Genomic DNA, 19,979 nt, shown 5'->3' with positions numbered 1-19,979 from the left:
GCCGACCGGAGTAGACAGGACCCCATGCGAATTCAGGTGAGGCGCACGGGCGGCTTCGCGGGCATCGAGCGGTGCTCCGAGTTGGACACCTCGGGGCTGCCCGATGCCGACGAGTGGCGGGCCCTGGCCGACGCGGTGCTCGCGGACGGCCGGGACGCGCCGCCGATCGGGGTGCCGGACGGTTTCCAGTACCGGATCACGGTCGACGGCCGCACGGTCCACTGCGCGGACCCGCGCCTGACGGACGCGCAGCGCAAGCTGATCACCCGCGTCCTGAAGGAGGGGTCCTGAGGGCCCGTGTCCGCCTGAGGGCCCGTGTGTCCGGGGGCGGGCGGCGTCAGAACCCGAGCTTGCGCAGCTGCTTGGGGTCGCGCTGCCAGTCCTTGGCGACCTTCACGTGCAGGTCGAGGAAGACGGGCGTGCCCAGCAGGGCCTCGATCTGCTTGCGCGACTTGGTGCCGACGTCCTTGAGCCGCTTGCCCTTGGGGCCGATGATGATGCCCTTCTGGCTGGGCCGCTCGATGTAGACGTTGGCGTGGATGTCCAGCAGCGGCTTGTCCGCGGGGCGGTTCTCGCGCGGCAGCATCTCCTCGACGACCACCGCGATGGAGTGCGGCAGCTCGTCCCGCACGCCTTCCAGCGCGGCCTCGCGGATCAGCTCGGCGACCATGACCTGCTCGGGCTCGTCCGTGAGGTCGCCCTCGGGGTAGAGCGGCGGGGACTCGGGGAGCAGCGGGACGAGCAGGTCCGCGAGGAGCGAGACCTGCTGGTCGCCGACGGCGGAGACGGGCACGATCTCGGCCCACTCCATGCCCAGCTCCTTGCCGAGCCGGTCCACGGCGATGAGCTGTTCGGCCAGGGTCTTGGAGTCGACCAGGTCCGTCTTGGTGATGATCGCGATCTTGGGGGTCTTCTTGATCCCCGCGAGTTCCTTGGCGATGAACTTGTCGCCGGGTCCGAGCTTCTGGTCGGCGGGCAGGCAGAAGCCGATGACGTCGACCTCGGCCCACGTGGTGCGCACGACGTCGTTCAGCCGCTCGCCCAGGAGGGTGCGCGGCTTGTGCAGCCCGGGGGTGTCGACCAGGATCAGCTGGGCGTCCGGGCGGTGCACGATGCCGCGGACGGTGTGCCGCGTGGTCTGCGGGCGGTTGGAGGTGATCGCCACCTTCTGGCCGACCAGAGCGTTCGTGAGGGTGGACTTGCCCGCGTTGGGGCGGCCGACGAAGCAGGCGAAGCCGGCCCGGTGGGGGGCGTTGTTCTCAGGGGTACGAGCGCTCATGGCGTCCATTCTCCCCGATACGCGCCACCGGGCCGACCAGAGGCCCCGTACGGCTGTGTCAGAGGTGCTTGCCGCAGTGCGGCCAGGCACCGGCGCCCTGGCCCGCGAGGACCTTCTCGCCGACGGCCTTCTGCTGGGCGGGGGACGCCAGGTCGGCGCGCGGGGCGTGCTGCTGGCCGCCGAAGGCGTTCCAGGTGGACTGGGTGAACTGGAGGCCGCCGTAGAAGCCGTTGCCGGTGTTGGCCGCCCAGTTGCCGCTCGCCTCGCACTGCGCCACCCGGTCCCAGGCGCCCGTGGGGGCGGCGGCCGCGGTGCCCGCGCCGGCGCCCACGAGGGCGACCAGGCCCGCGGTGCCCGCGACGAGCGCGGATGCGGTGGCGGTGGCGGCGGTGCGACGGCGGGTGACGGTGTTGATCAGGGCGGAGAACACTCAGTGGAGCCTTTCCTCGGGTACAGGGTCGTGCCCCGTGGGAGCGGTGCGCTCCGCAGCGGGGCAGGTCTCCAAGGTCGCAGCCGGGCGGGCCGCGATCCACGGACCTTCGTTCGCCCGGACGGGCCCAAGGTCCCGACCTCCCGGCACGGCGGGCGGGGGCCTTCGTACCCGGGCCGAAGGTCCCTCCGGCACCGCGGCACGGGGCCGCCCCGCCCGGCGCCCGAGGCCCGCCCCGGGGGCCTCCCGGCCCCCGGTCCCCGAGGGGTGCGCTCAGTCACACGTATGACGGGAAGGCGCCTGGCCGCGCCCTGAAGGGGGCACCCGCCGTCGGGAACCCGCGGCTTCCGCCGTGGCCGCCCGCGCGGTTCCCCGCGCCCCCAGGAGGTCCGCCGTGCCCGGCGAGGCCCGCGGACGCGGTACCCGGCGCGCCCCGCGGTCGCGGCGCCCTACTCCGCCGGTACCGTCTCCCGAAGCGCCCCGTCCGCCCCCGCGAGCAGCACCGGCGTCCCCGCCCCGCCGAGGTCCCGTACCGCCGCCAGGTCCTCCGCCGACACCGCTTCCGCCGCCGACACGACCGCCGCCGCCTCCAGGGACTGCGCCCCGCTCGCGACGGCCATCGCGACGGCCGTCCGCAGCGCGGAGAGCTTCAGCGACGCCAGCCCGACGGTCCCGGCGACGTACGTGCGCCCCGTCTCGTCGCGCACGGCCGCCCCCTCCGGCACCCCGTTGCGGGCCCGCGCGCTCCGCGCCAGGGTGATGATCTTGCGGTCCTCGGGGTCGAGTTCGGCCGCGCCGCCGACGGCTCCGTTGCTCTGGGTCATGCCCAGAGAATAGGCGGGCCGCCCGGGGACACCCCGGGCGGCCCGCACCACCGCACCACCGCGCCCCAGCGGGGCGCGCGGCCTCAGCCCTGAACGGCCTTGGCGAACTTCTCCCCCGCCCGCTTCGCGAGGTCGTCGAACGCCGGGTGCCCCGAGGCGTCCGGCGGCGTGAACGTCAGCCGCATCGCCCCGGTCCCCTGGTGGGCGACCATCCCGTCCGACTCGAACTTCATCGACAGCTGCGGGATGTCCATCGCGATCCGGAACGCGTGCGCCGCCTCCCCCGACTGCGGCGCCGCCAGCTTCTTCACCGTGATCTTCATGTCCTCGCCCGCCTGGGTGAGCGTGAAGGCGGTGCAGGTCTTCAGCGCCTCGCCGACGGCGGCGACGTAGTCCGCCGCGCCCGTGCCGGGGAAGGTGAAGGTCTGGTGGCTGAGCATGCTGCCGCCGCCGTCGCCCTGGAAGGCCGCCTCGCTGCCCATCGTGGCGCCCTCCACCTTGGTGGAGAAGAAGCCGCCGAGCGCCTGGCACTCCGGCTTGTCGACCTTGGCGGTCTCCTCGTCGGTGTCCGGCTTGTCGGCCTTCCAGCCCTCGGGCAGGTCGGCGAGGGCCAGGACGCCCGCGGACATCTGCGCGGCGGTCAGCGGCTTCGCCCCGTCGCCCGCGCCCTTGCCTGCGCCCTTGTCCACGGCCTTGTCAGCGGTCTTGCCGTCCTTCTTGCCGCCGTCGTCCGAGTCGCCGCAGGCGGCGGTGAGGCAGAGCGCGGAGACGGCGAGGGCCGCGGCGAGGCCGCGGCGTATCCGGGTGGATCGCATGAGAAGTTCCCTCCACGGGATCTATGGGGCTCCCCGGGAAGCGATCTTCGGATTCCCCCCTCCCCGGTGGGCCGGGCAGAGGATATACACGGTCAGGTCTCGGTCAGGACTCGACGGGGCCTCAGCCCGCGACCGGATACATCGACCCCCTGCGCCCCTCGGGCGACGCCAGCCACTCCAGCCGCGCCGCCGTGTCCGCCTCAGGCAGCGGGGAGTGCAGCACGATCGTCAGGTCGGGGCGCGCGGGCACCCGCAGCTGCGTCGACTCCAGGTACAGCGTGCCGACCACCGGGTGCTCGACGGCCTTGCGGAGCTGCCCGCCCGGCTCGATGTCCCGCCGCGCCCACAGCTCGGTGAACTCCGCGCTCTCCGCGCGCGCCTGGCCGACGACGGACTGGAAGCCCTCGTCGTCGGGGCGCTCCGAGCAGGCCGCGCGGTACTGCGCGACGACCTGCGCCGCGTTCTGCTCCCAGCTCAGCACCTGCGAGCGGTAGATGGGGTCGGTGAAGAACGCGATGAGGCAGTTCTGGACGATCTCGGGGCGCATCCCGAGGACCATGGCGGCCGCGTCGTTGTACATGACCGTGTTCCAGTACACGTCCATGATGTGCGCCGGGTACGGCATCCAGGTGTCGATCAGCCGCCGCAGGCCCTCGCACATCTTCAGGGCGTCCCGGTCGACCTCGGGCGCGGGCGGGTTGAGTCCCGCCAGTACGTACAGATGGCGCCGCTCGGCGCTGCTGAGCCTGAGCACGCGCGCGACGGAGTCCAGCACCTGGGGCGAGACCGTGATGTCCCTGCCCTGCTCCAGCCACTGGTACCAGGAGACCCCGACCCCGGCCAGCACCGCGACCTCTTCCCTGCGCAGCCCCGGCGTGCGCCGCCGGGCCCCGCCGTCCGGAAGGCCCGCGTCCGCCGGGCTGATCCGGGCGCGGCGGCTCATCAGGAACCCGCGCAGCTCGGCGAGTCGATGGGTCTTCTGATCGATGGGCGCGGTCACTCGTTGTTCCCCCTGTACCTGGACCGACCGGACCTGTGCGGCGCGCCTGGTGGTGGCACCAACAGGATAAGTTCCCGCTCCCCACGGCTATTCCGGGAACCGGAAGGTGGTGACCATGTCAACGTCAACATCAACAGGGCCCACCGCTCCCCCGGATTCACCGGAATCCCCCAAGTCCCCGAAGTCCCCGGACGCGCGAGGCCAGGCCCCTTCGGCCGGCGCACCGGCTGCGGCACCGGACCGCATCACCGGCCGCGCCAAGCTCGTCCTGTTCGTGCTGTGCGCGGCACAGTTCATGGTCGCGCTGGACTTCTCCGTACTGAACGTCGCCCTGCCCGTCCTCGGCGCCGACCTCGGCATGAGCAACTCCGCGCTCCAGTGGGCCGTCACCGCCTTCGCCCTCCCCTCGGGCGGCTTCCTGCTGCTCTTCGGCCGCGTCGCCGACCTCGTCGGGCGCCGCAGGCTGTTCCTGACCGGCCTCGTCGTCTTCGGCGCGGCCTCGCTGCTGGCCACGTTCGCCTGGAACCCGGCCGTCTTCCTCACCGGGCGCGCCCTCCAGGGCCTGGGCGCGGCGGCGATCGTGCCGACCGGCATGGCGCTGCTCACCACGACCTTCCCCGAGGGCCCGCAGCGCGACCGCGCGCTGGGCATCAGCGGCACGCTCATGTCGCTCGGCTTCACCGTCGGCATGGTGCTGGGCGGGGTCATGACGGACACGCTCGGCTGGCGCTCCACGATGGGCCTGCTGGCCGTGGCGGCGCTGGCGGTACTGGTACTGGCGCCCGGCCTGCTGAAGGAGTCGCGGCCCCAGGAGCGGCCGCGCCTCGACGTGCCGGGCGCGGTCACCGTCACCGGCGGCCTGCTCTCGGTGATCTACGCCCTGTCGACGGCGGCCGAGCGCGGCTTCGGCGGCGCGGACGTGCTGGTCACGCTGGTCGTGGGCGTCGCCCTGCTGGCCGCCTTCGTGGTCGTCGAGTCGCGGGCGGCCGCGCCGCTGGTCTCGCTGCCGATGCTGCGGCGGCGGACGGTGGCGTGGGGCAACGTCGGCGGGCTGATCACCTTCTCGATGATGAGCACGGTCATTTTCGTGCTGACCCTCTACCTCCAGGAGGTCCTGTCCCTGTCGGCCTTCCGCACGGGCCTGGTGTTCGGCGTGCAGGGCGCGGCGTCGGCGGTGGCGGGAACGTACGCGCCCCGGGTCATCGGCCGCATCGGGGCGCGGCGCACGCTGGTCGCGGGGCTGCTCGGGCAGGGCGCGTTCGTGGCGGCGCTGCTCCTGATCGGTACCGGGTCGGGGGCGCTGGTCGCGACGGTCGCGGTGTCGATCGCGAGCATGTTCCACCTGGGGGCGATCATCTCGTACGGGGTGATTGTGACGTCCGGGGTCCCGGACGAGGAGCAGGGTCTCGCGACGGGGCTGGTCACGACGACCCAGCAGGTCGGCCTCACGGTCGGCATCCCCCTGCTGGGGGTGCTCGCGACGACGCGGGGCGAGTCGCTGTTCGACGGGGTGCGGTGGGTGCTCGCGGTGAACGCGGGGATCGTGGTCCTCGCGGCGGCGCTCATAGCGGTGGCCCTGCGGAACCGGGCCGTGGCCCGGTAGGGGCGGGGGCAGGCTGCGGGCACGTGGTCCGTTGCGCGTGTGCCCCACCCTCGCGCAGTTCCCCGCGCCCCTACAGGGGCGCGGGGCTGTGCCCGATGTGCGGCTCCGCCGCGTGGGCGCGATCCTTTGACGCCCCCGGCAGGGCTTCGGGAAGGGGCCCCGCAGGCGGAAACGGCGCCCCCGTGCAACGGGACTACGCCCGGTCGAGGCGGAGCCGCTCCGCCCGCGGCAGACCCGCCACCACCAGGTCGTACGAGTCCTCGACCAGCTCACGGACCCGCCCGGCGGGCAGCTCCCCCACCGTCACCGTGTTCCAGTGCCGCTTGTTCATGTGCCACCCGGGCACCACGATCCCCGGGTGCTCCGCCCGCAGCCGCACCGCGATCTCCGGCTCGCACTTCAGGTTCACCTTCAGCGGCTCCCCGTCGAGACGGCTCAGCGCGAAGAGCTTCCCGAGCACCTTGAAGACCGACGTCTCCGGCCCGAAGGGAAACTCCTCGACGGCCTCGTTGAAGTCGAGGCACAGCGCCCGCAGCTCCTCGGGGCTCATTCTCCGCCCGCCCCCTCCACCGGCTCCGCCTCCGGCTCGACCAGCACGGTCAGGATCTTGTTCCGCCGCCCTGCGGGCGACTCCGCGGTCAGCCGCAGCCGCCGCCCGTCCGGCAGCTCCACCACCGCCGAAGCCCCGGCGATCGGCACGCGGCCGAGCGCCTTGGCGAGCAGTCCGCCGACGGTCTCCACGTCCTCGTCGTCGAAGGAGTCGACGCCGTACAGCTCGCCGAGGTCCTCGATGTCGAGCCGCACGGTCACCCGGAACCGGTCGTCGCCCAGCTCCTCGACCGGCGACAGCTCCCGGTCGTACTCGTCGGTGATCTCGCCGACGATCTCCTCCAGGATGTCCTCGATGGTGACGATGCCCGCCGTGCCGCCGTACTCGTCGATGACGACGGCGACGTGGTTGCGCTCCTGCTGCATCTCGCGCAGCAGGTCGCCCGCGTTCTTGGTGTCGGGCACGAAGACCGCGGGCCGCATCGTCGTGGAGACCAGGTCGGACTCGGACTCGCGGTTGATGTGGGTCTTGCGGACGAGGTCCTTCAGGTACACGACGCCGACGATGTCGTCCTCGTTCTCGCCGGTCACCGGGATCCGGGAGAAGCCGGAGCGCAGCGCGAGGGTGAGGGCCTGGCGGATGGTCTTGTACCGCTCGATGCAGACGAGGTCGGTGCGCGGCACCATCACCTCGCGCACGAGCGTGTCGCCGAGCTCGAAGACGGAGTGCACCATGCGGCGCTCCTCGTCCTCGATCAGCGACTCCTGCTCGGCGAGGTCGACCATGGCGCGCAGCTCGGCCTCGCTGGCGAAGGGGCCCTTGCGGAAGCCCTTGCCGGGGGTGAGGGCGTTGCCGATGAGGATCAGCAGCTGCGGGACCGGGCCCATGATCCGGGCGAGCGGCAGCAGCACGTACGCCGCCGCGGTCGCCGTGTTCAGCGGGTGCTGGCGGCCGATGGTGCGCGGCGAGACGCCCACGGCGACGTACGAGACGAGCACCATGACCCCGATGGCGACGCAGAGCGCCTCCCAGGTCTTGGGGAACTCCTCCAGACAGGCGTACGTGACCAGGGCGCCGGCCGCGACCTCGCAGCCGACCCTGACCAGCAGCGCGACGTTCAGGTAGCGGGTCGGGTCGGCCGCGACCTGCGCCAGCTTGGCCGCCCCGCGCCGCCCGCCGCGGACCGCCTCGGCGGCCCGGAAGCTGGAGACGCGGGCGATGCCCGCCTCGGCGCACGCCGCGAGCCAGGCCACGACGACCAGCAGGACCGCTCCGGTGATCAGCTGGGCGGTCATGAAACGGTCGGCGCCGGGGACGGACCCTCCAGGCCCTTCTCGGCCCGCCAGCCGTCCACGATGGCCGCCTGGAGGCCGAACATCTCGGCCTTCTCGTCCGGCTCCTCGTGGTCGTAGCCGAGCAGGTGCAGCACTCCGTGGACGGTGAGGAGCTGGAGCTCCTCGTCCATGGAGTGCTGCGTCTCGGCGTCCTTGCCCTGCTGGGTGGCGACCTCGGGACAGAGCACGATGTCGCCGAGGAGCCCCTGCGGGGGCTCCTCGTCGTCCTTCGCCGGCGGCCTGAGCTCGTCCATCGGGAAGGACATGACATCGGTCGGACCCGGCAGGTCCATCCACTGGATGTGCAGCTGCTCCATGGCGTCGGCGTCCACGACGATCACCGAGAGCTCGGAGAGCGGGTGGATGCGCATCCGCGCGAGCGCGTAGCGGGCGATGTCGAGGATCGCCTGCTCGTCGACCTCGGTTCCGGACTCGTTGTTGACGTCGATCGACATGGTGCTCTGCTGCTACTTCCCGTTGGCGCTGCCGTTGTCGTACTTCTCGTACGCGTCGACGATACGGCCGACCAGCTTGTGCCGTACGACATCGTGCGACGTGAGCCGGGAGAAGTGGACGTCCTCGACGTCCTTGAGGATGTCCTGGACCTGGCTCAGACCGCTCTTGGTGCCGCTGGGCAGGTCGACCTGGGTGATGTCACCCGTGATGACGATCTTCGAGTCGAAACCGAGCCTGGTCAGGAACATCTTCATCTGCTCGGCGCTGGTGTTCTGCGCCTCGTCGAGGATGATGAACGCGTCGTTCAACGTGCGACCGCGCATGTAGGCCAGCGGCGCGACCTCGATCGTGCCCGCGGCCATCAGGCGGGGGATCGAGTCGGGGTCGAGCATGTCGTGCAGCGCGTCGTACAGCGGGCGCAGGTACGGGTCGATCTTCTCGTAGAGCGTGCCGGGCAGGAAGCCGAGCCGCTCGCCCGCCTCGACGGCGGGCCTGGTCAGGATGATCCGGTTGACCTGCTTGGACTGCAGGGCCTGGACCGCCTTGGCCATCGCCAGGTAGGTCTTGCCCGTGCCCGCGGGGCCGATGCCGAAGACGATCGTGTGGTGGTCGATCGCGTCGACGTAGCGCTTCTGGTTGAGGGTCTTGGGACGGATCGTGCGGCCCCGGCTGGAGAGGATGTTCTGGGTGAGCACCTCCGCCGGGGTCTCGTCGGTGACCTCGCCGTTGCCGTTCCCGTTCGCCCTGAGCATGGCGATCGAGCGTTCCACCGCGTCCTCCGTCATCGGCTGTCCGGTGCGGAGCACCAGCATCATCTCGTCGAACAGGCGCTGGATCAGGGCGACTTCCGCCGGTTCCCCCGTAGCGCTGATCTCATTGCCCCGGACGTGGATGTCGGCCGCCGGGAAGGCCGATTCGATCACGCGCAGCAGCGAGTCGCCCGATCCGAGCAGCATCACCATGGGGTGCTTGGCAGGGACCTTGATGTGGGCACTGGCCTGCGGCTGTGTGGTGGGTGTCTGAGTCATGGGCCGGCTCTGTGGCCTGCACATACCTCCTGTTGCGGGGTTCTCGCTGCTCGACAACCTCTAGGACACCAAGCGTACGGCTCCGCACTGACAAGACCGAGGGCTTTTTCGACCGCCTCCGGTGAACACTTTCACTGCGGGGTGCGGAAGCCGATCGTCGGCACCGCCCTGCGCAGCGGCCACGGCCTGGTGACCTCGGGCAGCAGCCCCGCGAGGAAGGCGTAGCGCCGCAGCGCCGCCGGGTCCTGGCCCTCGCAGTGGGTGACCCGCTGCCACCAGGCGGCAATCTCGGCCCAGCCCGGCGCGGAGAGCGAGCCGCCGAACTCCTGCACCGACAGGGCGGCGGTGAGCCCGCCGAAGGCGAGCCGGTCGGCCAGCGGCCAGCCCGCGAGGGTGCCGGTGACGAAACCGGCCACGAACACGTCGCCCGCACCCGTCGGGTCCAGCGCCTCCACGGCGATGGCGGGCACGTCGGCGGTCTCGCCGGTCCGCGCGTCCACCGCGTACGCCCCTTCCGTGCCCATGGTGACCACGGCGACCGGCACCCGCTCGGCGAGCGCGCGGGCCGCGGCGCGGGGGCAGCTGGTGCGGGTGTAGCGCATCGCCTCCTCGGCGTTGGGCAGGAACGCCTCGCAGTGCGCCAGGTCGGTGAGGCCGTCCAGGTCCCAGCGCCCGGTGTCGTCCCAGCCCACGTCGGCGAAGATCCGGGCGCCGCGCGCGGCGGCCGCCGCGATCCACTCCTGGGGCCGCCCCTGTTCCAGCGAGGCGATCGCGGCCCGGGAGCGCGGCGGACAGTCGGGGGTGGGGGCGCCGTCCGGGTCGGGGGCGTCGTGGCCGTGCGAGACCATCGTGCGCTCGCCCTCGTACGCCATGGAGACGGTGACGGGCGAGTGCCAGCCGGGCACGGTGCGCGACTGCGTCAGGTCGATGCCCTCGCCCTGTTCCAGCGCGTCCCAGCAGTACTCGCCGTAGTGGTCGTCGCCGAAGGCCGCCGCGAGCGAGGTGCGCAGGCCGAGCCTGGCCAGCGCGGTCGCCATGTTGGCGACGCCGCCGGGGCTCGATCCCATGCCGCGCGCCCAGGACTCGGTGCCCCGCACGGGCGCCCCGGCGAGGCCGGTGAAGATGATGTCGAGGAAGACCGTGCCGGTGAGGTAGACGTCGCACGGCGGGTCCTGGGGCGTGCGCAGCCCGGCGAGCGGGTCCAGGCACGTCGTCTGCCGGTCGGTCGGGCTGGCGGTTCTGGCGCTCACTGGGCACTCCCCGGTCGTCGCAGGTCAGGTCAGTGTGCCTGATGCCGCCCCGTGCGCGGCCTCAGACCCGCTTGGGGACGGCGACGCGCATCAGGTCCGCCGCGACGGTCAGTTCGCCCTCGTAGCCCGCCGCCCTCGCCTGCCGTTCGAACTCCCCCGGGTCGCCGTAGCGCTGCGAGAAGTGCGTCAGGACGAGGTGGCGCACGCCCGCGTCGCGGGCGACGCGGGCCGCCTGGCCCGCGGTGAGGTGGCCGTGGTCGACGGCGAGCCGTTCGTCCTCGTCGAGGAAGGTCGACTCGATCACGAGCAGGTCGCAGCCCTCGGCGAGGGCGTGCACGCCGTCGCAGAGCCGGGTGTCCATGACGAACGCGAAGCGCTGTCCGCGCCGCTCCTCGCTGACCTGGTCGAGCGTGACGCCGCCGACGGCGCCCTCGCGCTGGATGCGGCCGACGTCGGGGCCCGCGATGCCGTGCTCGGCGAGCTTCTCGGGCAGCATCCGGCGGGCGTCGGGCTCGACGATCCGGTAGCCGTAGGACTCGACGGGGTGCGAGAGCTTCCGCGTTTCGAGGGTGTACGAGGCGGTGGTGGCCAGCGTCCCCTCGGCGTCGACGGGGGCCTCGGTGATGTCGACGCTCTCGCGGTACGCGGTGGCGTACCGCAGCCGCTCGAAGAACCGCTGTCCGCTCGCCGGGTAGTGCGCGGTGACCTGGTGCGGGACCTGGTCGAGGTTGATGCGCTGGATGACTCCGGCGAGGCCGAGGGAGTGGTCGCCGTGGAAGTGCGTGACGCAGATCCGGTGGATGTCGTGGGCCGCGACCCCGGCGGACAGCATCTGCCGCTGGGTGCCCTCGCCCGGGTCGAAGAGGAAGCCCTGGCCGTCCCAGCGCAGGAAGTAGCCGTTGTGGTTGCGGCGGCGGGTGGGCACCTGGCTCGCGGTGCCCAGCACCACCAGTTCGCGTGCGGACAAGGTGGCTCTCCCCGCCTATCCGGGGGGCCAGTTGAGGCCGCGGCCGCCCAGGACGTGGGCGTGCGCGTGGAAGACCGTCTGGCCCGCTCCCGCGCCGGTGTTGAAGATGATCCGGTAGCCGCTCTCCTCGACCTTCTCGTCGACGGCGACCTGACCCGCCTCGCGCAGCACGTCGGCGGCGACGGACGGCTCGGCGGCGGCGAGCGAGGCCGCGTCCGGGTAGTGGGCCTTGGGGATGACCAGGACGTGCGTGGGCGCCTGGGGGTTGATGTCGCGGAAGGCGAGCGTCGTCCCGGTCTCGCGGACGACGGTGGCCGGCACCTCACCGGCGACGATCTTGCAGAACAGGCAGTCGGCCTGCGGTTCTCCTGCCACGGTGCGGGGCTCCTAGCGGACGGGTGCACGGTGATACGCGGTTACGTGTCCGCATGCTATAGGCCGGAGATCACCGGGTGGGCCGTACGTCTCACTTCCCCGGCCACCGCGTCTCGGTGACCGTGACGGTCACCGTGGAGCGGGGACGGCCGTCGCCGTCGTCGTTGCCGTCGTCGGACGGGCGCGGCCGGTAGGTGGCCCGCGGGGTGGTCCCGGAGTCGCCCGCGCAGTTGCCCAGCACGTTGGCCCGGAAGACCGTGCGGCCCGCGACCTTGGCGGTCAGGTCGCCGCGCACGCAGCGGCCCTCGCGCTCCTCGGTCACCTTGCCGGTGATGGTGATGTCCTGGTCGCGGTCGGTCTTGCCGTTGCAGTCGACCACGGCGACCTGGCGGCCCGAACGGCTGGGCGACGCCTTGCTGTTGGCGTTCGCCGCGCTGCCGTTGCGGTTGCCGTTGCCGTTGCCGTTGCTGCCGCCGTTGATCTCCGCGGTGCAGCTCAGCCACCGCACGCCGACCCCGTCCCGCTCCAGCGCCTTGGTCCCGGCCTGGTCGGTGGTGATCGCCACGGCGGCCGAGCTCATGCCGCCGACCGGGTCGCACGCCGAAAGACCCGTCACCGCGGCGGCCGCGACGCCGAGCGCGGCCAGAACGCGACGGTTCCGTACTCGCCTCAATGCCCGCATACGGGGCAGGATCCCACCACGCACTCGCATCGCGGTAGACCACTTGCGGCCACTCCGACGGGCGGCCGGGAGCCGTACGGCGGACTACGCCCAGCGCCCCGTGCGCCCCAGCAGCAGGGCGACGGCCGCCGTGCCCGCCGTCGAGGTGCGCAGCACGCTCCTGCCGAGCCGGTGCGCGGCGGCGCCCGCCTCGGCGAACGCCGCCAACTCCTCGGGGGAAACGCCCCCTTCGGGCCCGACGACCAGCACGATCTCGCCCTTCGCGGGCAGTTCGGCGGTGGCGAGCGCGGCACTCGGGTAGTCGCGGTCCTCGTGCAGTACGGCGGCGAAGTCGGCGTTGGCCAGAAGTGCCGCAACCTCCTTGGTGCTCGCTGCGTCCGGTCCGGTCGGGAACTCGGGGAACCGCACGCGGCGCGACTGCTTGCCCGCCTCGCGCGCGGTGCCCCGCCACTTGGCGAACGACTTGGCGGCCCGCTCCCCGCGCCACTGCGTGACGCACCGCGACGCGGCCCACGGCACGATCGCGTCGACCCCGGTCTCCGTCATCGTCTCCACGGCCAGCTCGCCCCGGTCGCCCTTGGGCAGCGCCTGCACGACGGTGATCCGGACCTCGGGCGCGGGCTCCTCGTGCACCGCGCGCACGTCCAGGGAGAGCCGGTCCTTGCCCTCGGCGGCGGCGACCGCGGCCTCGGCCCACTGTCCGGCGCCGTCGGTGAGCACGACCTCCTCGCCCGCCCTGAGCCGCTTCACGGAGACGGCGTGCCGCCCCTCGGGCCCGTCGAGCAGGAAGGGACCGGCGGCAGGCACCCGGTCGACGACGAAGACGGGAGCGGTCACTTGGCACCTCCGGTGGCGAACCGGGCGCGCGCCGCGTCCAGTTCGGTGGCGAGCACCTCGACGAGGCGCCCCGCGGGCAGCTTGCGGGCCATGCGGTGGCCCTGTCCGGCCCACAGCGACATGCCCTGGGCGTCACCGGCCCTGGCCGCGGCCCCGCGCAGCCCGCTGGTCAGCCGGTGCACCTGCGGGTAGGCGGCGGGGGCGTGCCTGCCGTGCTCGCGCACGAAGCGGTTGACGAGGCCGCGGGCGGGGCGGCCGGAGAAGGCGCGGGTCAGCTCGGTCCGTACGAACAGCGGGTTGGTCATGGCCTGCTTGTGCAGGTCGTGCGCGGCGGACTCGGGGCAGACCAGGAACGCCGTGCCGAGCTGTGCGGCGTCGGCGCCCGCCGCGAGGACGGCCGCTATCTGCGCGCCGCGCATCAGTCCGCCGGTGGCGAGGATCGGCACCTGGACGGTCTCGCGGACCTGCGGGACGAGGGAGAGCAGCCCGATGCCGGAGCCGTCGGTCTGCGGGTCGTCGCGGTGCGTGGACTGGTGGCCGCCCGCCTCGATGCCCTGGACGCACACCGCGTCGGCCCCCGCCCACTGCGCGGACTGGGCCTCTTCGGGCGTGGTGACGGTGACGATCGTGTACGTGCCGACGCGGGCGAAGGCGTCGAGGGTGTCGCGCGAGGGGCAGCCGAAGGTGAAGGAGACGACCGGCACGGGGTCCTCCAGCAGGACGGCGACCTTGGCGTCGAACTCGTCGTCCCCACCGCCCTCGGGGTCGCCGAGCGGGGCCTCGTACGCCCGGGACTCACCGGCGAGCCGCCGGCGGTACGCGTCGACGGCCGCCGGGTCGGCGGGCTCGGTCTGCGGCATGAAGAGGTTCACGCCGAAGGGCTTGGGCGTGAGCCCGCGCACCTCCGCGACCTCCTTGCGCACGGCCTCCGCGGTCTTGTACCCGGCGGCCAGGAAGCCGAGGCCGCCCGCCCCCGACACGGCGGCGGCGAGCGCCGGGCAGGAGGCGCCGCCGGCCATGGGTGCCTGCACGACGGGGTACCGGCAGAGATCGGTCAAGAACATGTACGAATCGTCCCACAGCCACTACGGGACGCCGCCGCGCCCACCACGCACCGTGCCCGCCCGTTCCGCCGAGGGGCGGAGCGGACGGGCACGGGGTGAATCAGCTCACGTACGGCTCACGTACGGCTTACATACGGCTCACGTACGGCCGTTGAAGGCGTCCTTCAGCCGGGAGAACAGCCCCTGCTGGCCGGGCTGGAACTGGCCCGTGGGCCGCTCCTCGCCGCGCAGCTTGGACAGCTCCCGCAGCAGCCGCTCCTGCTCGGGGTCGAGCTTGGTGGGCGTCTGGACCTCGACGTGCACGATCAGGTCGCCGCGGCCGTTGCCCCGCAGGTGCGTGACGCCTCGGCCGTGCAGCGGGATCGACTGGCCGGACTGGGTGCCGGGCCTGATGTCGACCTCCTCCACGCCGTCCAGCGTCTCCAGCGGGCACTTGGTGCCGAGCGCCGCCGCCGTCATGGGGATGGTGACCGTGCAGTGCAGGTCGTCGCCGCGCCGCTGGAACACCGAGTGCGGCAGTTCGTGGATCTCGACGTACAGGTCGCCCGCGGGGCCGCCGCCGGGGCCGACCTCGCCCTCGCCCGCGAGCTGGATCCGCGTGCCGTTGTCGACGCCCGCCGGGATCTTCACGGTCAGCGAGCGGCGCGAGCGCACCCGCCCGTCGCCCGCGCACTCCGGGCACGGGGTCGGCACGACGGTGCCGAAGCCCTGGCACTGCGGGCACGGCCGCGAGGTCATGACCTGGCCCAGGAAGGACCGGGTGACCTGCGAGACCTCACCGCGGCCGCGACACATGTCACAGGTCTGCGCGGAGGTCCCGGGCGCGGCGCCCTCACCGGAACAGGTCGTACAGACGACCGCGGTGTCGACCTGGATCTCCTTGGTCGTGCCGAAGGTCGCCTCGTTGAGGTCGATCTCCAGCCGGATCATGGCGTCCTGGCCGCGCCGCGTGCGCGAGCGGGGCCCGCGCTGCGACGCCGTGCCGAAGAAGGCGTCCATGATGTCGGAGAAGTTGCCGAAGCCACCGGCGCCGAAGCCACCGGCACCCGCGCCGCCGCTGGCGGACAGCGGGTCGCCGCCGAGGTCGTAGACCTGCTTCTTCTGCGGGTCCGACAACACCTCGTAGGCGGCGTTGATCTCCTTGAAGCGCTCCTGCGTCTTCGGGTCCGGATTCACGTCCGGGTGAAGCTCGCGCGCGAGGCGCCTGAAGGCCTTCTTGATCTCGTCCTGCGATGCGTCGCGGCGCACGCCGAGTACGGCGTAGTAGTCCGTGGCCACTTACGACTCCGCCAGGATCTGTCCGACGTAACGTGCCACTGCGCGTACCGCTCCCATCGTTCCGGGGTAGTCCATGCGGGTCGGTCCGACCACGCCGAGTTTGGCGACTGCCTCGTCGCCCGAACCGTAGCCGACCGCGACGACGGACGTGGAACTGAGCCCCTCGTGGGCGTTCTCGTGCCCGATGCGTACGGTCATGCCGGAGTCCGTTGCCTCGCCGAGCAGCTTCAACAGCACGACCTGCTCCTCCAACGCCTCCAGCACGGGCCGGATCGTCAGCGGGAAGTCGTGCCCGAAGCGGGTGAGATTGGCGGTGCCGCCGATCATCAGCCGCTCCTCGGTCTCCTCGACGAGGGTTTCCAGCAGGGTCGCGAGGACCGTCGAAACGGTTCCCCGGTCGTCCGCCTCGAAGGATTCGGGAAGGTCCTGCACCAGCTGCGGCACGTCCGCGAAGCGGCGGCCCACGACCCGGCTGTTGAGCCGGGCCCGCAGGTCCGCGAGCGCGCTCTCGCCGAACGGCGCGGGACAGTCGACCATGCGCTGCTCGACCCGGCCCGTGTCGGTGATCAGCACCAGCATCAGCCGGGCGGGAGCCAGCGACAGCAGCTCCACGTGGCGCACGGTCGAGCGGGTCAGCGAGGGGTACTGCACCACGGCGACCTGCCGGGTGAGCTGCGCGAGCAGCCGTACCGTGCGCCCCACGACGTCGTCCAGGTCGACGGCGCCGTCCAGGAAGTTCTGGATGGCGCGCCGCTCGGGCGACGTCATCGGCTTGACCCCGGCGAGCCGGTCCACGAAGAGCCGGTAGCCCTTGTCGGTGGGGATCCGCCCCGCGCTGGTGTGCGGCTGGGCGATGAACCCCTCGTCCTCCAGCACGGCCATGTCGTTGCGGACGGTGGCCGGGGAGACGCCGAGGTTGTGGCGCTCGGTGAGGGCCTTGGAGCCGACCGGCTCCTCCGTGCCCACGTAGTCCTGGACGATGGCGCGCAGCACTTCGAGTCTGCGTTCGCTGAGCACCGCGCACACCTCCAGCTGTTGGTCCCTTGGCACTCTGTGCGTACGAGTGCCAGCAAATCCTGACCGTCAGTGTACGGCCGACGGGTACGCCCGTAGCAAGGCCGGTCTCACGGGCGGGCCCGCGCGGCCGCCACCGTTCCCCCGTCCGTGCCCGTGTCCGTCGCCGTGTTGCCGATAGCGTCGCCGCCATGGACATCCGTTGGGAAGACTCCGGCTGGGAACGGCTCGGTGACGGTATCGGCAGGCGGCGGCTGCCGGTGTGGGACGCGACCGCCGGTCTCGTGGTCGGCGAGGACGCGGTCCTGCTGTACGACACGGGGGCGACGCTCCGCGAGGGCGCGGAGATCCGCGCGCAGGCGCAGGCGCTGTGCGGGGGCCGCAGGGTGACGCACATCGCACTCAGCCATCCGCACTTCGACCACGTCCTGGGCACCGCGGTGTTCGCGGGGGCGCGGGTGTACGGGGCCGCGGGCATCGACCGGGTACTGGTACCGGGCTCCGAGCAGCTGCGCGCCTCGGCGGTGCGGCACGGGGTCGAAGGGGCGGCGGCGGCCGAGGCGGCGGACCTGCTGGTGGTGCCGCAGCAGGCGGTGGCCGACGAGTGGACGGTGCCGCTGGGCGGGGGCCGGGAGGTGCGGCTGGTGAACGTGGGCCCCGGGCACAGCGGCCACGACCTGGTGGCGCTGGTGCCCGGCGCGGCCGGTTCGCCCGCGGTGCTGTTCTGCGGCGACCTGGTCGAGGAGTCGGGCGAGCCGCAGGCCGGGGACGACGCGGTGGGGTCCCGCTGGCCTTCGGTCCTGGACCGGCTGCTGGAGCTGGGCGGCGAGGACGCGGTGTACGTCCCCGGGCACGGCGCGGTGGTCGACGCGGCGTTCGTCCGGCACCAGCGCGCTGAGCTGGCCAGGCGCTTCGCGGTGTCATAACGTCACGCGAATGCGCAGCTACAACCCCGATCTGACGCCCCCCTGGAAGAAGTCGCAGCCGGTGCCCGAGGTGGCGGCCGACGTGGACCTGGTGGTCGAGGAGGTGTCGACCGGCTTCTGCGGGGCGGTGATCCGCTGCGAGGCGGGGACCGTCACGCTGGAGGACCGCTTCGGCAAGCACCGGGTGTTCCCCCTGTCCCCCCGCGGCTTCCTCATCGACGGCAGGACGGTCACGCTGACCCGGCCCACGGGCGCGGCGCCCGCGCGCCCCACCCGTACGGCGTCCGGCTCGGTCGCCGTGCCCGGGGCACGCGCGCGCGTGGCGCGGGCGGGGCGGATCTACGTGGAGGGGCGGCACGACGCGGAGCTGGTCGAGCGGGTGTGGGGCGACGACCTGCGCGTCGAGGGCGTGGTGGTGGAGTACCTGGAGGGCGTGGACGACCTGCCCGCGATCGTCGCGGAGTTCGGCCCCGGTCCTGACGCGCGGCTCGGCGTCCTGGTCGACCACCTGGTGCCCGGCTCCAAGGAGTCCCGCATCGCGGAGGCGGTCACCAGCGAGTACGCGCTGGTGGTGGGGCACCCGTACATCGACGTCTGGGAGGCGGTGAAGCCGTCGTCCGTGGGCATCCCGGCGTGGCCGAGCGTGCCCAGGGGGCAGGACTGGAAGACGGGGGTGTGCGAGGCGCTGGGGTGGCCCCGGAACACCGGGGCGGCGTGGCAGCACGTCCTGTCGCGCGTCCGGTCGTACAAGGACCTGGAGCCGGAGCTGCTGGGCCGCGTGGAGGAGCTGATCGACTTCGTGACGGCACCGCGGGGGTAGGGGGCGGGGTGCGGGTTCCGCTGCGCGGGGCGTTCCCCACCCCGCCCCTTGCCCCTTCAGGGGCGGGGTGGGGTGCAGCCCGCCGGAGGCGAAACGCGGCGCACCCCCGTGCAACGGGACGCGCACCCCGCCCGGACCTAGTCCACCAAATCGCGTACCACCGCGTCCGCCAGCAGCCGCCCCCGCAGGGTGAGCACCGCCCGCCCCTCCGCGTGCGCCTCCGCGTCGAGCAGCCCCTCGTCGACGGCCGCCCGCGCGGCCGCCCGCCCCGCCTCCCGCAGCAGGTCGAGCCCGCACCCCTCCCGGAGCCGGAGCTCCAGCAGGACCCGCTCCACGCGCCTGTCCTCCGCGGAGAGGACCTCCCGCCCTGCCCCGGGCGACCGCCCCTCGCCCAGCGCCTGCGCGTACGCCCCCGGGTGCTTGACGTTCCACCACCGCACCCCGCCCACGTGCGAGTGGGCGCCGGGCCCCGCGCCCCACCAGTCCGCGCCGCGCCAGTACAGCTCGTTGTGCAGGCAGCGCCCCGCCTCGGAGGTCGCCCAGTTGGACACCTCGTACCAGGAGAACCCCGCCCCCGACAGGACCTCGTCCGCGATGAGGTACCGGTCCGCGTGCTCGTCGTCGTCGGTCATCGGCACCTCCCCGCGCCTGATGCGACGGGCGAGCCCCGTGCCCTCCTCGACGATCAGCGCGTACGCGGAGACGTGGTCGGGCCCCGCCCCGATCGCCGCGTCGAGCGAGGCCCGCCAGTCGTCGTCGCTCTCGCCGGGCGTGCCGTAGATCAGGTCGAGGTTGACGTGCTCGAAGCCCGCCGCCCGCGCCTCGGCCACGCACTCCTCGGGCCGCCCCGGCGTGTGCGTGCGGTCGAGGACCTTCAGCACGTGCTGCCGGGCGCTCTGCATCCCGAAGGAGATCCGGTTGAAGCCGCCCTCCCGCAGCTCCGCGAGGTAGGCGGGGTCCACCGACTCGGGGTTCGCCTCGGTGGTGATCTCGGCGTCCTCCGCGAGCCCGAACTCCTCGCGGACGGCCGCCAGCATCCGTACGAGGTCGGACGCGGCCAGCAGCGTCGGCGTGCCGCCGCCGACGAAGACCGTCCGCACGGGCCTGGGGTCGTCGCCGAGCACCTTGCGGGCCAGCCTGACCTCCTCGGTCAGCGTCGCCGCGTAGTTGTCGCGGGAGGCCAGCGCCCCGCCGCTGCCCCGCAGCTCGGTCGCGGTGTAGGTGTTGAAGTCGCAGTAGCCGCAGCGGGTCGCGCAGTACGGCACGTGCAGATAGAAGCCGAGCGGCCGGTCCGCCGCGCCCCGCAGGGCGTGCGGGGGCAGCGCCCCGTCGTCGGGCACGGGCTCACCATCGGGCAGTACGGAAGGCATGCCCCCATTGTCGGGCACCTCGCGGCGGGCCGTTCCCGCGGCCGGGTCCCCGCCCGCGGCGCGCCCCGGGCGCGGGC

22 protein-coding genes are annotated in these 19,979 nt (G+C 73.0%); 4 read left to right on the top strand and 18 right to left on the bottom strand.

The window, feature by feature from the left end; genetic code table 11:
- Positions 1-24: 24 nt before the first annotated feature.
- Entirely contained in the window at positions 25-291 is a 267-nt protein-coding gene (locus tag ACIBNE_RS09315; RefSeq protein ID WP_399270850.1) for a protealysin inhibitor emfourin, read from the top strand.
- A gap of 46 nt (positions 292-337) precedes the next feature.
- On the opposite strand, the gene era is transcribed toward ACIBNE_RS09315, so the two are convergent.
- The 5 genes from era to ACIBNE_RS09290 form a co-directional block, all read right to left on the bottom strand.
- A complete protein-coding gene (gene era / locus ACIBNE_RS09310; protein ID WP_399270849.1) occupies positions 338-1,279 on the bottom strand; it encodes a GTPase Era in 942 nt (313 codons plus the stop codon).
- A 58-nt stretch (positions 1,280-1,337) separates the two neighbouring features.
- The gene (locus tag ACIBNE_RS09305) at positions 1,338-1,709 is read right to left on the bottom strand and encodes a transglycosylase family protein (protein WP_399270848.1); all 372 of its coding nucleotides are present in this window, start codon (positions 1,707-1,709) and stop codon (positions 1,338-1,340) included.
- A 449-nt stretch (positions 1,710-2,158) separates the two neighbouring features.
- Entirely contained in the window at positions 2,159-2,533 is a 375-nt protein-coding gene (locus tag ACIBNE_RS09300; RefSeq protein ID WP_399270847.1) for a cytidine deaminase, read from the bottom strand.
- Between the two features lie 83 nt (positions 2,534-2,616).
- Positions 2,617-3,348, bottom strand: coding sequence for a hypothetical protein (locus tag ACIBNE_RS09295; protein ID WP_399270846.1), 732 nt, complete (start codon positions 3,346-3,348; stop codon positions 2,617-2,619).
- 121 nt (positions 3,349-3,469) lie between these two features.
- On the bottom strand, positions 3,470-4,291 hold the full coding sequence (locus ACIBNE_RS09290) for a helix-turn-helix transcriptional regulator (protein ID WP_399271275.1): 822 nt from the start codon (positions 4,289-4,291) through the stop codon (positions 3,470-3,472).
- Positions 4,292-4,463: 172 nt separating this feature from the next.
- Here ACIBNE_RS09290 and ACIBNE_RS09285 point away from each other — a divergent pair, with 172 nt between their 5' ends.
- Positions 4,464-5,951, top strand: coding sequence for an MFS transporter (locus ACIBNE_RS09285; protein WP_399270845.1), 1,488 nt, complete (start codon positions 4,464-4,466; stop codon positions 5,949-5,951).
- 193 nt (positions 5,952-6,144) lie between these two features.
- On the opposite strand, the gene ACIBNE_RS09280 is transcribed toward ACIBNE_RS09285, so the two are convergent.
- From ACIBNE_RS09280 to hrcA, 12 genes are all read right to left on the bottom strand, one after another.
- Positions 6,145-6,501 carry an MmcQ/YjbR family DNA-binding protein gene (locus tag ACIBNE_RS09280; protein ID WP_399270844.1) on the bottom strand — a complete coding sequence of 119 codons (357 nt, stop codon included), beginning with the start codon at positions 6,499-6,501 and terminating at the stop codon, positions 6,145-6,147.
- On the bottom strand, positions 6,498-7,796 hold the full coding sequence (locus ACIBNE_RS09275) for a hemolysin family protein (protein WP_399270843.1): 1,299 nt from the start codon (positions 7,794-7,796) through the stop codon (positions 6,498-6,500). The genes ACIBNE_RS09280 and ACIBNE_RS09275 overlap by 4 nt, the downstream gene beginning before the upstream one ends.
- The gene (ybeY, locus tag ACIBNE_RS09270) at positions 7,793-8,290 is read right to left on the bottom strand and encodes an rRNA maturation RNase YbeY (protein WP_399270842.1); all 498 of its coding nucleotides are present in this window, start codon (positions 8,288-8,290) and stop codon (positions 7,793-7,795) included. The genes ACIBNE_RS09275 and ybeY overlap by 4 nt, the downstream gene beginning before the upstream one ends.
- A 12-nt stretch (positions 8,291-8,302) precedes the next feature.
- The gene (locus ACIBNE_RS09265) at positions 8,303-9,319 is read right to left on the bottom strand and encodes a PhoH family protein (protein ID WP_399270841.1); all 1,017 of its coding nucleotides are present in this window, start codon (positions 9,317-9,319) and stop codon (positions 8,303-8,305) included.
- Between the two features lie 131 nt (positions 9,320-9,450).
- A complete protein-coding gene (locus ACIBNE_RS09260; protein ID WP_399270840.1) occupies positions 9,451-10,569 on the bottom strand; it encodes a PfkB family carbohydrate kinase in 1,119 nt (372 codons plus the stop codon).
- A 61-nt stretch (positions 10,570-10,630) separates the two neighbouring features.
- Positions 10,631-11,536 (bottom strand): ribonuclease Z, encoded by a 906-nt coding sequence (locus tag ACIBNE_RS09255; RefSeq protein WP_399270839.1) that lies wholly within the window; start codon positions 11,534-11,536, stop codon positions 10,631-10,633.
- A gap of 15 nt (positions 11,537-11,551) precedes the next feature.
- Positions 11,552-11,911 (bottom strand): histidine triad nucleotide-binding protein, encoded by a 360-nt coding sequence (locus tag ACIBNE_RS09250; protein WP_399270838.1) that lies wholly within the window; start codon positions 11,909-11,911, stop codon positions 11,552-11,554.
- 91 nt (positions 11,912-12,002) lie between these two features.
- A complete protein-coding gene (locus ACIBNE_RS09245) occupies positions 12,003-12,593 on the bottom strand; it encodes a hypothetical protein (RefSeq protein ID WP_399270837.1) in 591 nt (196 codons plus the stop codon).
- Between the two features lie 84 nt (positions 12,594-12,677).
- Positions 12,678-13,430: a 16S rRNA (uracil(1498)-N(3))-methyltransferase gene (locus tag ACIBNE_RS09240; protein WP_399270836.1), complete on the bottom strand. Its 753-nt coding sequence runs from the start codon at positions 13,428-13,430 to the stop codon at positions 12,678-12,680.
- Positions 13,427-14,494 carry a nitronate monooxygenase gene (locus tag ACIBNE_RS09235; protein ID WP_399270835.1) on the bottom strand — a complete coding sequence of 356 codons (1,068 nt, stop codon included), beginning with the start codon at positions 14,492-14,494 and terminating at the stop codon, positions 13,427-13,429. Before ACIBNE_RS09235 ends, ACIBNE_RS09240 begins: the two co-directional genes overlap by 4 nt.
- Positions 14,495-14,632: 138 nt before the next feature.
- Complete coding sequence (gene dnaJ / locus ACIBNE_RS09230) at positions 14,633-15,772, bottom strand: molecular chaperone DnaJ (protein WP_399270834.1); 1,140 nt, start codon at positions 15,770-15,772, stop codon at positions 14,633-14,635.
- Entirely contained in the window at positions 15,773-16,789 is a 1,017-nt protein-coding gene (gene hrcA / locus ACIBNE_RS09225; protein ID WP_399270833.1) for a heat-inducible transcriptional repressor HrcA, read from the bottom strand.
- Positions 16,790-16,977: 188 nt separating this feature from the next.
- Between hrcA and ACIBNE_RS09220 the strand changes: the two genes are divergently transcribed.
- Positions 16,978-17,712 carry an MBL fold metallo-hydrolase gene (locus ACIBNE_RS09220; protein WP_399270832.1) on the top strand — a complete coding sequence of 245 codons (735 nt, stop codon included), beginning with the start codon at positions 16,978-16,980 and terminating at the stop codon, positions 17,710-17,712.
- A gap of 10 nt (positions 17,713-17,722) precedes the next feature.
- Positions 17,723-18,532, top strand: coding sequence for a DUF3097 domain-containing protein (locus ACIBNE_RS09215; RefSeq protein WP_399270831.1), 810 nt, complete (start codon positions 17,723-17,725; stop codon positions 18,530-18,532).
- Positions 18,533-18,669: 137 nt separating this feature from the next.
- Here the strand turns inward: ACIBNE_RS09215 and hemW are convergent, their stop codons facing one another.
- Positions 18,670-19,902 carry a radical SAM family heme chaperone HemW gene (gene hemW / locus ACIBNE_RS09210; protein ID WP_399270830.1) on the bottom strand — a complete coding sequence of 411 codons (1,233 nt, stop codon included), beginning with the start codon at positions 19,900-19,902 and terminating at the stop codon, positions 18,670-18,672.
- Positions 19,903-19,979: the final 77 nt, after the last annotated feature.

This window comes from Streptomyces sp. NPDC050504 (assembly GCF_044458065.1).
Classification (GTDB): domain Bacteria; phylum Actinomycetota; class Actinomycetes; order Streptomycetales; family Streptomycetaceae; genus Streptomyces.
Note: the sequence above shows the minus strand (reverse complement) of the source record. Positions and strands in the feature narration are given on the sequence as shown.